This window comes from Pseudonocardia phyllosphaerae, assembly GCF_046546475.1.
In the GTDB taxonomy this organism is placed as follows: Bacteria; Actinomycetota; Actinomycetes; order Mycobacteriales; family Pseudonocardiaceae; genus Pseudonocardia; species Pseudonocardia phyllosphaerae.
On record NZ_JBKGXS010000015.1, the window covers coordinates 55917 to 69321 of the forward strand.

At 73.3% G+C, this 13405-nt stretch carries 14 protein-coding genes; 1 reads left to right on the forward strand and 13 read right to left on the reverse strand.

The window, feature by feature from the left end; translation table 11 throughout:
- Window positions 1-4 precede the first annotated feature (4 nt).
- From mobF to ACLE50_RS22260, 10 genes are all read right to left on the reverse strand, one after another.
- Window positions 5-4396 (reverse strand): MobF family relaxase, encoded by a 4392-nt coding sequence (gene mobF, locus ACLE50_RS22215; protein ID WP_410945561.1) that lies wholly within the window; start codon window positions 4394-4396, stop codon window positions 5-7.
- A 218-nt stretch (window positions 4397-4614) separates the two neighbouring features.
- The gene (locus ACLE50_RS22220) at window positions 4615-5427 is read right to left on the reverse strand and encodes a hypothetical protein (RefSeq protein WP_410945562.1); all 813 of its coding nucleotides are present in this window, start codon (window positions 5425-5427) and stop codon (window positions 4615-4617) included.
- Window positions 5424-6080 (reverse strand): hypothetical protein, encoded by a 657-nt coding sequence (locus ACLE50_RS22225; RefSeq protein WP_410945563.1) that lies wholly within the window; start codon window positions 6078-6080, stop codon window positions 5424-5426. Before ACLE50_RS22225 ends, ACLE50_RS22220 begins: the two co-directional genes overlap by 4 nt.
- The gene (locus tag ACLE50_RS22230; RefSeq protein ID WP_410945564.1) at window positions 6077-6655 is read right to left on the reverse strand and encodes a hypothetical protein; all 579 of its coding nucleotides are present in this window, start codon (window positions 6653-6655) and stop codon (window positions 6077-6079) included. Before ACLE50_RS22230 ends, ACLE50_RS22225 begins: the two co-directional genes overlap by 4 nt.
- Window positions 6652-8568, reverse strand: a complete 1917-nt coding sequence (locus ACLE50_RS22235; protein ID WP_410945565.1) for a type IV secretory system conjugative DNA transfer family protein — start codon at window positions 8566-8568, stop codon at window positions 6652-6654. Before ACLE50_RS22235 ends, ACLE50_RS22230 begins: the two co-directional genes overlap by 4 nt.
- Window positions 8538-9077, reverse strand: coding sequence for a hypothetical protein (locus ACLE50_RS22240; protein WP_410945566.1), 540 nt, complete (start codon window positions 9075-9077; stop codon window positions 8538-8540). The genes ACLE50_RS22235 and ACLE50_RS22240 overlap by 31 nt, the downstream gene beginning before the upstream one ends.
- Window positions 9077-9535 carry a WhiB family transcriptional regulator gene (locus tag ACLE50_RS22245; RefSeq protein WP_410945567.1) on the reverse strand — a complete coding sequence of 153 codons (459 nt, stop codon included), beginning with the start codon at window positions 9533-9535 and terminating at the stop codon, window positions 9077-9079. The genes ACLE50_RS22240 and ACLE50_RS22245 overlap by 1 nt, the downstream gene beginning before the upstream one ends.
- A gap of 110 nt (window positions 9536-9645) precedes the next feature.
- Complete coding sequence (locus ACLE50_RS22250) at window positions 9646-9933, reverse strand: hypothetical protein (RefSeq protein ID WP_410945568.1); 288 nt, start codon at window positions 9931-9933, stop codon at window positions 9646-9648.
- Window positions 9930-10166, reverse strand: a complete 237-nt coding sequence (locus ACLE50_RS22255; RefSeq protein WP_410945569.1) for a hypothetical protein — start codon at window positions 10164-10166, stop codon at window positions 9930-9932. The genes ACLE50_RS22250 and ACLE50_RS22255 overlap by 4 nt, the downstream gene beginning before the upstream one ends.
- Complete coding sequence (locus ACLE50_RS22260; RefSeq protein WP_410945570.1) at window positions 10166-10396, reverse strand: helix-turn-helix domain-containing protein; 231 nt, start codon at window positions 10394-10396, stop codon at window positions 10166-10168. Before ACLE50_RS22260 ends, ACLE50_RS22255 begins: the two co-directional genes overlap by 1 nt.
- A 237-nt stretch (window positions 10397-10633) precedes the next feature.
- Between ACLE50_RS22260 and ACLE50_RS22265 the strand changes: the two genes are divergently transcribed.
- Complete coding sequence (locus ACLE50_RS22265) at window positions 10634-11761, forward strand: hypothetical protein (RefSeq protein ID WP_410945571.1); 1128 nt, start codon at window positions 10634-10636, stop codon at window positions 11759-11761.
- Here ACLE50_RS22265 and ACLE50_RS22270 read toward each other — a convergent pair.
- The 3 genes from ACLE50_RS22270 to ACLE50_RS22280 all read right to left on the reverse strand — a co-directional run bounded on the left by ACLE50_RS22270 (window position 11747) and on the right by ACLE50_RS22280 (window position 13259).
- Entirely contained in the window at window positions 11747-12325 is a 579-nt protein-coding gene (locus ACLE50_RS22270; protein ID WP_410945572.1) for an NUDIX hydrolase, read from the reverse strand. The genes ACLE50_RS22265 and ACLE50_RS22270 overlap by 15 nt on opposite strands.
- Before the next feature lie 79 nt (window positions 12326-12404).
- Window positions 12405-12665, reverse strand: a complete 261-nt coding sequence (locus ACLE50_RS22275) for a hypothetical protein (RefSeq protein ID WP_410945573.1) — start codon at window positions 12663-12665, stop codon at window positions 12405-12407.
- Between the two features lie 69 nt (window positions 12666-12734).
- On the reverse strand, window positions 12735-13259 hold the full coding sequence (locus ACLE50_RS22280; RefSeq protein WP_410945574.1) for a hypothetical protein: 525 nt from the start codon (window positions 13257-13259) through the stop codon (window positions 12735-12737).
- Window positions 13260-13405: the final 146 nt, after the last annotated feature.

Consider the following 13405-nt stretch of genomic DNA (forward strand, 5'->3'; position numbering starts at 1 on the left):
CGGCTCACGGCACCTCGTCGACGGCCGCCTCGCGATCCTCACGGTCGACGTCGGATCCGTCTGAATCCCGCTCGTCGGTGTCACCCTCCCCGGTGTGCCGGCGGGCGACCTCGTCGTCGGGTTCCTCGGCGCTGTCGCGGTACCGGACTTCGTCCAGCACCCGCCGGGCGTACTCCAGGTGATCGTTGGTCTCCTCCGCGTCCGGGACCCGGACCGAGTCCTCCAGCCGAGGCGCTGCACGGCTCGTCGTCTCGTCGCGGATGTCCTCCCGCAGGCTCTCTGCTGCCGGCTCGACGACCGTTGTGTCGGTGTCGGGTGCCGCGCTGTCGTCGTGCACCTCGTCCACGTCGTCCTCGCCGATCTCGCGGAGGCGATCGTCCTCTGCCGTCGCCGCGTCGTGCGCGGCCTTCCACTCGGCGGCGGTCACGTGGTCGTTCGGGTCGTCGTCGGCGTCGCGGGCGGACAGCTCGGCTTTCGACAGCTCGGCCTGGAGCCGGGTCTGTGCGGTGTGGGCCAGCCAGGTCGCCCGGGCCTCGTCGATCTCCTGGAGCTGCCGGGCACGAGCGTCGAGGAGTTCGGCGGTGGCAGCTGCCTGGGTGGCGGCGGTGTCGAGCCGTCCGCGCTCGGCCGGGTCGAGCGTGTTCTGCGCCGAGGCACGGTGGAGCGCGGCATCCTTTCGACGGTCGGCGGCGGCCTGACGGGTGCCGGCGAGTTCGTTGGCGACATACCGTGGTGCCGCCGCGAGTTCGCGTTCGTAGGCGCGGACCCGCATGCGGAGCTGTCCGTTGGACAACTCGAACTGCTCGCGGTCGATCTCCGGGCGTCCGAGGGCCCGCCAGGCGGCGCGGTGGGCGGCGAACTCCTCCACCTTCCCGGGCTGCGGGGCCGGGCCGAGTGCTTCGCTCGGATCGTGGTGGCCACGGGCTTCGCGGTAGGCGGCGATCCGCCCCACGCGGTCCTCCCACTGCACGAGCTCGCGGAGGTCGGTCGGCACGTCGCCGAACGCGTCGGTCGCCCACCGGGGCGGGTCCTCGGCTGCCTCGGCGCCGAGATCCGACGCCCGGTCGTCCGCGGCGCGGGCAAGGCGCGTCAGGTAGTCGCGCCATTCGGGGTTGTCGGTTCGTGGGATCCAGTCGGCCCACCGCTCCCCCGTCGGGTCGAGCCGATGGCTGTCGCGGATCCGTGCGTAGACGACGTTGCTGAGGTTGCGGGAGCCGTCGAGCGGGCCACGGCCGACGGCGCCGCGGAGCACGACGTCGGGGTCGTGACCGGCGAGCTCGGCGCGCCGCAGGACGCGGGTCAGTGTGGGGGTGCCGTCCTCGGCGGCGATGCGGCTGCGCTGGTCCTCGGTCAGTGCACGGTCGGCGACGAGCCGGTCGAGTGCGGTGGCGGTGCGTTCGGTCGCGGCGAGCTGGGCGGCGTCGGCGAGCAGCTCGACGGCGGTGCGTGTGCTTGCGGCGTCCTCAGCGGACTCGGTGGCGATGGTGACCGCGGCCCTGGGCAGGGAGTGTTCGCTCCGGTCGAGGATGGACGCGAGGACCGCGACCGGGTCGCGGCGCAGCTCGTGCCGTTCGGGGCTGCCGTCGGCGGCGTCGTCGGGGGCGGTCCGGGTGGTGACGTGCGCGGTGTTGGCGGCGCTGCCGCGGGACATGCCGACGTAGAGCGAGTTCGCGCGGGTGGCCGGGGTGACCACGGTGTGGGTGGTGTCGACGGTGGATCCCTGGCCGGCGTAGGTGGTGCCCGCGTAGCCGAGCGCCAGGTGCTCGGCGACGTAGCCCGCCGGGAGCACCAGGCGCTCCCCGAGTCCGGTGCCGGTCGTGTCGGTCGTGACCTCCAGGCCGCCGTCGTCGCGGACCGCGGTGACGCGGAACCGGTCCCGGTTGAGCGGTCCGCGCCGGTTTCCCTCGTATCCGGCCAGGGCCCAGTCGTTGGAGCGCGCCTCGACGAGGTCCCCGACGCCGGCGACGGTGCCCTGTCTGCCCAGCAGGACGCCGTCGCCGGTGACGCGGCCGAGTCCGACCAGCTCGTCTCGGACCGCGGCGGAGACTCTGGCTGCTTCGTCGTTGGAGTCGACCAGCAGCAGCGACCGGCGGCCGTCGAGGGTGTCGGCCAGCCAGGCCCGCACCGCTGAGGCCTCGGCCTGCTCGCGCGTGCCGGCGTCGAGGATGCGGCCCTGGCGGTGGTACTCGCGCAGCACCGTCTCGTCGCCGGCGCGGAGCCGGAGACCGGCGTCGCGTTCCCACGCCGCGGCGAACCGTCGGGCGTCGGTGAGCTCGTAGCGGGAGCCGGCGGTGGCCAGCAGGTCCATGCCGCCACCGGCGCCGACCGCGGCGAGCTGACGGTGGTCGCCGACGAGCAGCAGCTTCGCCCCGGATGCGTCGACCCGGTCGTGGACGGCGGCTAGTGCGGCGGTGTCGGTCATCGCGGACTCGTCGACGACCACCAGGTCCCCGGCTCGGAGCCGCCAGGTCTCGTCGCCGTCACGGACCCGGCTCTGCGCGTCAGCGGCCGAGAGACGTTGCTGGATGCCGAGCCAGCGGCTGATGTTCGAGGCGGTCAGTCCCTCGCCGCGCAGGACTTCGGTGGCCTGTTGGCTGGTGGCGAGCCCGAACACCCGTGGCGTCGCCGCCCGGCCGGACGTGTTGCGGGGTTCGCGTAGGGAGGTGTCGCTCCAGGCGCGGGCGAGGGTGCCGACGACGAAGGACTTGCCGGTGCCGGCCGGTCCGACGAGGGTCTCGACCCGCGCGCCGGAGGTCAGGACACCGCGTACTGCGGCCGCCTGGTCGGCGCCGAGCTCGATGCCCTCGCCGCGCAGCCGGTCGACGAACTCGTCGGCGGCCTGCCTGGTGATCGCGGGCCCGTCGCGGTCACCGGTGGCGGCGAGCAGGATCCGTTCGGAGCGGACCTGGTCCGGTGTGGAGTACAGCCCTCCGCCGGGGGCCTGGTAGGCCGATTCCCCGTTGGCGAGTCGGAGTTGGTCGGGCAGCGCCGCGGCGCCCGGTCCGTCGGTCTGCAGTGCGACGGCGTGTTCGAGGGCGTGCTCGGTCAGCTGGTCCAGCAACGCGGCCACGTCGTCACCGTCCGGGGCGCCCAGGTAGTCCGGGAGCGCGGCGTTGATCGCTCGGGTCAGGTCGGAGCGGGTCCAGCCCGACTTCCGCGACGCGACATCGGCCAGCGCCACCTCGACGACGGCCTGCGGGTTGAACGTCATCGGCTCGACGCCACCGTCACGGCGCGCCGCGAGGGCACCGTCGGCGACGCCGGCCAGACCACCGTCGATGTCGGCGCGCAGCCGGTCGTGGATCCGGTCGAGCAGCTGTGCGCGGGTCTCGCCGTCGTGGGACTTCGCCGCCCGGGTGGCGAGCGTCGCCTGCTGGGCGAGCCGGTCGCGCTCCAGGCCGTTGGGGGCGCGGCCGTAGCGCTGCTCGAAAGCGTCGATCAGCTCGGCGGCCTTGGCCGTCACGGCGGTGCGGCGCGTCGAGATCAACGCCATCGCCTCCGGCGAGACGCCGACGACCTCGCGGGACTTGCCGTCGGGCCGGGTCGCGACGAGCGTCCCGAGGGTCGCGGCCAGCCGTTCCTCGGTGGTGCGCTCCCCCACCGCACCGGCGCCGGCCCGCCAGCGGTGGATGGCCCGGGAGTCCAGGGTGCGCCAGACGCCGTCCGGGCACTCGATGCGGTTGAGGATCGCGTTGTGCACGTGCAGCTGCGGGTCGCGGTCCCGGGAGTCGTGCTGGAAGAACGATCCGACCGTGAACCCGTGCGCGTCCACCCAGCGCCCCGCCGAGCCGCCGTGGTGACCGACGCGGGCGTAGCCGGCCTTGTCCTGCAGGTAGGCCAGTGCCGCGTTGTTGCCCGCCCAGATCGCGTCCTCCACTGCCGTGCGGAACTCACCCCACGCGGCCGCGGCCTGGTCGTCGCCGGCGTTGCGGGCGGCGACCTCACGGGCCTCGAACGCGGTGTGCAGCAAGGTCACCGACTTCTGCACGCTGAAGGTCGCGTCCAGGAACGCGACGTTGTGCCGGGCGGCCTTGCCGGCTTCGGTGCGCAGCTCGGCACGGCGTTCGGCCGCGGCGCCGGGCTCGCGTCCCAGTGCCTGGGCGTAGAGGTCGTCCTCGGACAGGTACCGGCGTCCCACCTGTCCCAGCGTCGCGGCGGTGTCCCAGTGGGACGGGTCCTGGAACGCGGCGTCGCGCGGGTCGAGGAACCGTTCGTAGAGCCCGCGCATGTCCTGGGCCTCGACCAGGCCGGTCAGCCCCAGCCGGGCCGCTCCCGCGCCCCACCAACGCCCGGGTGGCTCACCCTCGGTGACCGCGCCGGTGTAGTAGTTCTCCCGCCCCGTCGCGATCTCGTTCAGCACGTAGTCCGGGCTGTATCCCGGAGCGATCCTCAGCACGGTGCCCCGCCGGATCCGGCGTCGCGACCGCTTCTCCCACCCCTGACGGCGGGGGTGGGGGTTCCGGGGCGGCCGGAGGCCGGCCCGCACCGTCGGATCGTGATGCCTCGGTGTGAGTCACTTGATCTTGAAGGTTTGTTGCACTGTTCGGAGTAGTCGCGGTCGGATCTGCGCATGCGGCTGGTGTCGGCCTCTCGGTGTGGTCGCGTGGTGCCCGGTCAGGGCTCGCGATCGTGCGGGTCGTTCTCGGCACGGGCGGCGGGCTCGGTCGTCGGTGCCGGGGTGTGGTCGCGCAGGTGTTGCAGGGCGCGGGCGGCGGTGCCGCGGCCGACGGCGGCGAGGGTCTGCAGCTCACGGACCGTGGGCAGGGAGCCGTGCCGGGAGCAGTGCCGAGCCGCGGTGGTCCGTGCGCGGTCCTGCGGCGCCACGGGGGTCCCGGTGGTGTCCCAGACGAGGCCGGCCACCGCGCGCAGGCGCGGATGCTCGACGGTCGCGGGATCGCCGCGCCGGGACACATCGCTGTGACCGGCCGGCGCGGTGTCCCGGTGGGACGGCACCGGGCGGGACACCTCCGGGGCGCCGTGGCTCCCTGCCTGGGAAGCGGCGGCGGGGAGTTCCCGCGATCCGGGCGCAGCGAGCAGGTACAGCAGGTGCGCGACGACGGCTGCGGCGATCGCGGGCCAGGCTCCGACACCGAACCGCAGTGCCGGCGACACGGCCAGTCCTCCCCCGAGGCCGGCAGCGTCCGAGGACAGGTAGACCGCCTGCGCGAGACCGGACAGGCCCGCCGAGACGATCACGACCGTCCAGGCGTAGCGCGCTGCCGAGCCGCCCAGCCGTGCGGTCGCCGCGTAGGCAACCAGGGCGAGTCCGTCGGTGATCAAGGGGTAGATCCAGGCGATGCCGGGCGGGACCCGAGCCGCGATCGCGACCTCGAACAGGCCGTGTGCGGTCGCGATCGCCGCGCCGAGTGCGACGGCCAGGCCCGGGAGCCAGACGGCCCGTCTCCCCCACTGTTGCCGGTCGGTCATCCGAGCACACCACCGATCAGCCCTGGTGGAGGTTCCGGCGGCGGCTGGTCGCGCCGGTCGGCCCACCATGCTGCGATCAGCGGGACCTGCGCGTGCCCGAGAACCAGCGGGGGCGCCCCGGGTGGCGCGCTCCATCCGGCGCGGTTCTGGTGCGCTTCGAGCGAGCACGATCCTGCGCTGCGCCGGACCCGGGCGACCACACCCGGCCGCTGCCGGTCATGCCAGTCCCCGGCGAGCCCGACCGAGGCGTCGGGCCCCTGATACGCCGCGCACCAGGCGTGCATCAGCCACAGCAGCTCCTCGACGACGTCGGGATGCCACAACCAGCACCCCGGCAGCACCGACGCACCGTCGGGGTAGCGCAGGAACACCGTCCCCAGCCACGCGCACAACTCGTCGAGCAACGGCCCGGTCACCCCGGTATCCGCCGCCGCGCTCAACCACGACGGCGCAACACCGCGCCGTCGGCGCGCGGCGAGAGTCGCGAGGGTGTCGGCCATCTGCGACACCACCCGGCTCAGCTCGTCCACCCGCCCGACCAGCGGCTCGACCCCGGCCAGCCGGCCGCGCAGCAGGTCGACCTCGCGGGCCATCGCGGCCAGAGCGACGTCCGCGTCGGTGCCGCCGGGCTCGGGGTGAGCAGGAGTTCTCATGCCTCGCGCTCCCATCCGGCATCGGCCACGTCGTCATCACGGGGCTGCCACGCCGTTGCAGCCGCGTCTTCGTCTTCGACAGCCGTCGCCTCAGCCTGGGTGGCGCGGATGCGGTCCCCGACCGCGCGGATCTCGGCGCCGGTGAGCGGCCGAAGCCCCTCGGGCGTGGCCACATCGGGCGTGAACCACTCCGTCTCCGCGGGTGCGGCGTCGGGCTCCGCCGCCTGCGGAGCGGGCTCACTGCGGTCCGCAGCGCTGAGCTGCGAGGCGTCCCACTGCTGCAGCTCGTGCTGCGTGGCAGCAGTGGCCGGGCCGGGCCGTCGCCGAGCTCGTTGCTCCTCCTCGGCGGCGGCCGCCTCCCGCTCCTCGATCTCGGCTCGGAGGCGCTCCAGCAACGCATCGGACGCGCGCTGACGGCGGATCTGGTCACCGATGCGGTCGAGCAGCCACTCACGCTCAGCTTCGTACTCGGCGATCTCGGCCTCACCGGCGGTGCCGCGGGCGTCGATGAGGCTCTGCCGGAGGTGTTCGAGGCGACTGACCTCGCGCTCCCCGACCACCTCGGGGCGCCTCATCGGCCGCCCTCCTCGCCCGCCGCCGACGACGGCGGCACCGCGGCCGGGGACGTGCTGGCCTCGTCGTGGATGGTCGCGAGCTGGCGGAACATCGCGTTGGCGTTCCGGACGCGTTCGTAGCGGACCTGGTAGCGCAGCGGCCACCGTCGGGCGAGGTGGGCGAGTACCCGCACGTGGATGGTGTTGACCAGCACGCGGAGCTCGTCGCGCCGCAGTGCACGTGCGGCGCGCAGGTCGATCCGGTGCGCGGTGCGGGCACCAGCCCGCACGTCGCGGCGGCGCCACGCCATCTCGGCCCGCCCGACAACGGGTGCGATGCCACGGCGGATGAGCACCACGCGCCCGGCGGGCAGGTTCGCGATCTGGGCCGGGGCGAGGACGGGGACCTTGCGGACGGTGCGGGAGGCGACCCGGCCGTGCACGTCGGTGGTGACGATCCGTTCGTCGCGGTCACCGGCCAGGGTCGACCAGAACTCCAGATCGGACTTGTCGCGGGTACCACCGAAGATCATGACGGCGGCGGTGTTGTTCAGGATCGTCGCGGTCTTGTGCTCACCCCAGCGGGCCAACAGCTGCGCGCGGGACTGGAAGCAGCACAGGATCGTCACCCCTCGCCCGCCCATGTCGGCGGTCCAGGACTCCAGCGGGACGGGGCTGATCAGCGCGGCCTCGTCGAGGAACAGCCCGAGTGGTGGATCGAGCCGGCCCGCGGCCCGGGTCGCGGCGAAGCGGCGGGCCTCGCGGGCGATGTGCCCGGTCAGTGCACACACCAGCGGCGCGGTCTGCGCCTCCTCCGCACCGAGCAGGAACACCGTCGCGCGGTCGTCGAGCAGCCGGGGCACGTCGAACGGCCTGCCCGGCGCTGCCGCCGCTGCGGCAGCGGGGTGGGTGAGCCAGCCCAGCGCGGGCATCACCGACGACGTGATCGAGGAACGGGTGCGTTCGTTGGTGGTCAGGAACTGCATGGCGTCCTGCTCGAACGCCGCGACACCCGACCTCCGCAGCAGCGCCGGAACCTCGCGGCCGGCGGAGTCCGGTTCGGCCACCCACCCCAGCACCTGCGCCATCGGCCTGCCACCGAGTGCCGCGGCGTGCAGGAGCGCAGCGAGCACCCTGCGGGCCTGGCCGTCCCAGAACTCGCGGTCGCCACTGTGGCCGCGGGCCACGGCCGAGAGCATGTCGGTGGCACGTTCGGTCGCGGTCACCGGATCACCGCATCCGGTCAGCGGATCGAACGTGATCGTCGACGGCCGGTCGCCGAGACCGGCCGGGTTGAACACGAACACCGGCCCCCGGCTACGACGCCGCAGCGCCGCACAGAGATCGAGCAGATCGGTGCGGGTCGAGGTCACCAGCGCCGCACCGGGGGCGTCGAGAACCCGTCCCGCCAGCCACCCGGTCTTACCGGTGCGGGGGCCACCGACGACGATCACGACGTCCTCGACCAGTGCCCACACCCGCAGCCCACCGGCACGGCACAGCTGCACCGCACCGGCCGCCGTCGGCAGCCGCCACCGCCGGCATCGGTGCAGCGCAGCCAGCGACGGCCGGACCGTGCCCAGGCGGCGGCGCACCGCCAGCGTGCCGGCGTGCCGGACGATGTCGAGTACCGAAGCGACACCGACCTTCCGGCGGCTCCGCCGCGACCACCGCGTCACCGTGGCCGCCGACCGCGACCACCGCACCGCTACCACCGCCGCCACCAGGGCCGCGACGACGACCAGCACCGGCCAGGACAGCGCGGCCACCACCGTCACCGCGGGAAACAGCGCGACGGCACCGAGACCGGCCGCGAGAGCGCGGGAGCCACGCGACAACGCCCACACGGCAGCGACGACGAGCGCGACGAGAACCAGCCCGGTGGGGCCGAACAGGGTGGCCATCACTGCTGCCACCCCGAACGGTCCTCCCACGCGGCGACGTCCTCCTCGTGCCGGGCGCAACCGAGGGCGTGGCCGTCCTCGTCGTCATCGGGGTGGCCGTTGTAGGGGCCCCGATCGGTGATCTGCCGGTCGCAGCTCGGGCACCGCCACCAGAACGACGGCGCATGCATCGACACGACGTCGTCGTCCACGTCGCGTGGGTCGCGGCCCTCGACCAGCCACTCGAACGCCGCTGCGTCCCGTGCGCGGAACCCGTCGACGGGCAGATCCAGAGCGGCGCCGATCTCGTCCCACGAACGCCCTGCCGCGCGCGCCGCTCGCGCGTGCACCGACAGCTGTCCCTCGGCCACCGCGCAGGTCAGCCAGGCGGCGCGGATCCCGGCCGTCGGCTCGTCGAGCGAGCGATCCGTGAGTACCTGGTAGCCCGCAATCGGTGTCTCGACGACCCGTGCCCCGAACCGGGTCCGGGCGAGGCGTTCGATCAGCGACCGGATCTCCCCGGCCGCGCTGTGCGATGACGTCGTCTCGGTCCCGGGCATCAGCGACGACCTCCCGGCGCGGAGCAGTTCCGCACGTCGCGGGCCCAGCGTTCCGCGGTCCGCAGGCTCACCCCGTGGGCGGCGGCCACCTCGTCGAGTGGCACGCCGTCGGCGATCGCCTCACAGCCGGAGATGATGATGTGGGCACGATCGCTGCGGAACGAGCGCCGCGGTACACCGCCTCGCCGGACCGGCCCGCCGCCGCCGTTGCCTCGCTCGCCGCCGCGGCGACGCCGGCGGCGCTCGTCCTCGGTCATTCCCCCGGCGATCCCGTGGCGCAGCTCGGCCAGCGCCCACTGCGCGCACGCATCCTCGACCGGGCACCGCCGGCACACGCGCTTGGCCTGCGCGACCTGGCGCAAGGCCTCGCGCCCGTTCGCCGACTCCGGGAAGAACAGCTCCGGGTCCACCGACCGGCAGGCCGCCTCCGACCGCCAGCTCTCGTCTCGTCCTACCATCGGGCTCTCTCCTGCCTTCTGCAGATGTGTGGGGAGAGCGGCCCGGCGGCTGTGTCCCGCCAAGAACCCGTCGCCGGGCCGTCCCACCTCGTATCTCGACGGCGCGGCCGTCATCGGCCCCGCCCGAGGTCCTCGTCCAGGGACGCGGCATCCCCGGCATCGGTCAGCTGGTAGCGGAGACCACCGGCATCGACCGGTTCCGGGACTCGGCCCCGCTCGTCCGGACACAGCACCGTCCCGTCCGTGTGCGAGAAGTCCGGGCTCTCGCCGGCGCCACCCGGCCAGCCCAGAGGCGGACGGTCGACGACCGGCCCCCAGCAGCCCGGGCACGCCAGATCGCCGATGCCCAGGTCCTCGCCGCGTGCGGCGTCGTCGCGCCGCTCCTGCGGCCCGCTCACGAGTTGCCCGCCTTGTGCTCGGCGGGCGTCCGGTTCAGTGCCGGAGTCGCGGCGTGGTCGAACGCCGACATGAACGTCGAGACCGCACCCGGCAGGCCCTGGCCGACCGGCGTCGCGATGAACACGATCGCCGCGATCACCGTGAACAGCACCGCCCCACCGGCCGAGCGCGCCTTCGCACAGATCACCGCACCGACGATCAGGACCAGCAGTGCCAGCCCCGCCCCGGCCATCACTCGGCGCTCCGGCGCGGCGCAGGAACCCATCCCGCGGCGTCGACGACGGTGTGCTCGCCGATCGCCAGGTCGGCGATCGCCTCGATCGCCTTCGCCGGGATGATCAACCGGCCCCGGACCCGCACGGCCGGGAACTCGCCCGCCGCGATCGCCCGGTACACCGTCATCGACGACATCCCGAGCATCTCCGCCACCTGCGCGACGCTGTAGAACCTCGGCGCCGGCACCGGCGCCTGATGCGTCCTTCGAAGATCACTCACTGCATCCCCAATCCCGTACCTGTCGAGTAGGACACCGGCCGCCGTCGATCCCGAGACGGCTTCCGGAGCTGGGGATGAGGTTGCAGTTGTGGACGGAGTCGACGGGAGATGACGCGAGGTGACGCGGGCTGATGCCCGACCGGCGTCAGGGTTGATTTCCGCAGCTCAGCGGGCCACTGTGATCGGCCGGACGGAGGGACAGCGATGCGCAACCGACTCGCGCAGGCCCGCGAGGAGCGGGGGTGGAAGAAGGCCCGGCTGCTCCACGAGCTCCGCACAGCGGCCGCCCGCCGCAACGAGCGGCTGCCCAAGGACGAGAGCCTGGCGCGCCGGATCGCCGTCTGGGAGAACCAGGGCGGCGTCGTCAGCGACTTCTACTGCGCGCTCCTGAGCGAGGTCTACGGCGAGTCCTGCGAGGACCTCGGGATCGCCGGACCACGGCCGCCGACTCCCGCACCACCACTCGACGAGGCGCCGACGATCCCGCTCGACCTCCCGGAGCTGACCCGGCTGGATCCCGGGCTGGTCGAGCTGCTCCGGACCCAGACACAGACGATCAGGCTGATGGACCGGCGACTCGGCGGAACGACCGTCCACGACCAGGCACTCGCCCACGTCGCGGCGCTGGAACGGCTCGTGCACAACGCGCTGCCCGGCAGTCCCCGGGCGGACGCCGCCGACCAGCTCGGCCAGGTCGCCGCACTCGCCGGCTGGCAGGCACTCGACATGGGTCATCTACAGGAGGCGTGGCGGCTGCACGAGATCGCCACCGCGGCAGCACGCGAGAGCGAGGTGACACCCGGAATCGTCTACGCCCGGGCACAACAGGCATACATCCTGCTCGACGCCGGACGGACCGCCGAGGCCCGCGAGCTGATCCTCTCCGCCCGGGCCCACGCGCCCGGATCGCTGCCCCAGGAGCTGCTCGCCTGGCTCCACGCCGCCGAGGCCGAGGCCCTCGCGGCGCTCGGGCAACGGGACGCCTCACTCCGAGCTCTCGACGCCGCCGACGCAGCGCTACCGGCCCAACCGCAGGACGCACTGCCCTACCTCATGCTCAACGCCGAGCACCTCGCCCGCTGGCGAGGCCACTGCCTCGCACGCCTCGGCGACCTGTCCGCCGTCGACGACCTGACACTCGCCCTGCGCTCGATGCCCGAGGGCCAGTACGGCCGCGCCGAGGTCAGCCTCCGCGTCGATCTCGCACTCGCCATGCGCGCCCTCGGCGAGCTCGCCGAGTCCCGCACCCAGGCGGCGCGCGCACGCGAGCTGGCGGCGCGCACCGGCTCCGAACGTCAACGACGACGGATCAGCGACCTACTCGGACCGTGACGGCGCCGACGGTCCGGACAACGCCAGAACGTGCAGCAACCCGACCAGCGACCCCGAGTTCGCGATCTTCCCGGACGCGATGAGCTCCGGAACCTCCGTCAGCGGCAACCACCGGAACCGGCCTTCGTTCACTTCCTCCGGGGCACCCACGAACTCCGCACCACGAGCAAGAAAGACGTGGTGCGCGCTGCGGACGGTGCCGACCATCGGCTCGAACGCCACCAGCGCCTCGATCGATCGCGGCCGGTAACCGGTCTCCTCCTCGACCTCGCGTGCCGCGGTCTCCGCAGGCGTCTCGCCGTCGTCGAGCAGACCGCCCGGCAGCTCCCAGTTCCACACGTCCGGCACGAACCGATGCCGCCACGACATCAGCACGTTCTCCCCGGCGTCATCCAGGACCACGGTCATCGCCGCGGCGGGCAACGTCACCGTGTGGTGCTCGAAGCGGTCCCCGGACGGCTGCGAGATGTCCGCGAGCCCGACCGTGACCCACTCGTTCTCATAGATCGCCCGCTCACCATGCACGGTCCAGGCGTCAGCGTCCGCATCACCAGAGCGCGTCATGCGCTCACCGTAGACCGCAGCCCCAGCAGCCTCGTGACGTTTCGTGTCGGCCCGACGACCGGCCGGTCCGGAGGTGGGGTTACGAGCTGTAGCGCTCGACGGGAATGACACGATCCAGGTCGACCAGCGCAACGGCGCCGTCCGGCTCGAGGCCCGGGACGACGATCCCCGCCTGCCCGTCGATCACCACGCGGTACTCCTGACGCCCTTCCCGCCCGGCCAGCCGCTGCAACTCCTCGATCGCCGCCAGCCGCGCCCCGGCCCAGTCGGCTGCCTCACCGCGCTCGGTCCACGCGACGTTCTCCGCTCCGGACCGCAACACGCCCACCCGCCACTCCATGACCGACAGCGTGACGCGGAAGGTCCCGGCCGCGCCAGCGGCCGGGACCCGACATCCAAATGTTGATCTTCAGTACTCGGTCGGCTCCGCGATCGCCAGCAGATCCGCCGCCTGCCGCCACGCGTTCAACAACGCCGTGTACGACGCCGCATCAGCCAGCTCCCACGTGATCGCACCGACCTGGACCCGCAACATCGTCGGCAAGTTCGTCCCCGACCGCGGCGTCATCAACATCGAATCGATCGTCGGCACCCCGTGGAAGCGCACCATCGTCGACACCGACCACGGCCCCGTCGCCACCACCGGACGCCGCGCCGCAGGCAACAGCGGCGACAACGAGCGCGCCATCGGCGCAGCCTGCCCCCACGCCAACGCGATCGTGCGCGCCACAAGGTGAGACCGCAGATACACCAGCACGGTCCCCAGCGACAGACCCAGCATCTGCTGCTCGGTACCCGCGTGCTGGAGGTCCACCCGCGTCGGTATCTCCCCCGCGATACGTACCCCGACGGTCATCACCTCCGCGACGCCCACGGCGCGCTCGGCGCCGTCGACCCGACGGGCCTTGCTGCTGGTGCTGTTCTGGCTGCTCATGTCGGCCTCCCGATCACAACGGTCAGGGCCTGTCGGCCCGGGTTCCCCGAAAGGGGTGGCGGGACGCTGTTCCCCGCCTGCCCCTTGGGGCGTCCCGGCACGGCCGGCGAGGCTCGCGGTCAAGGGCAGCCCGAAGGGCTGTCGCG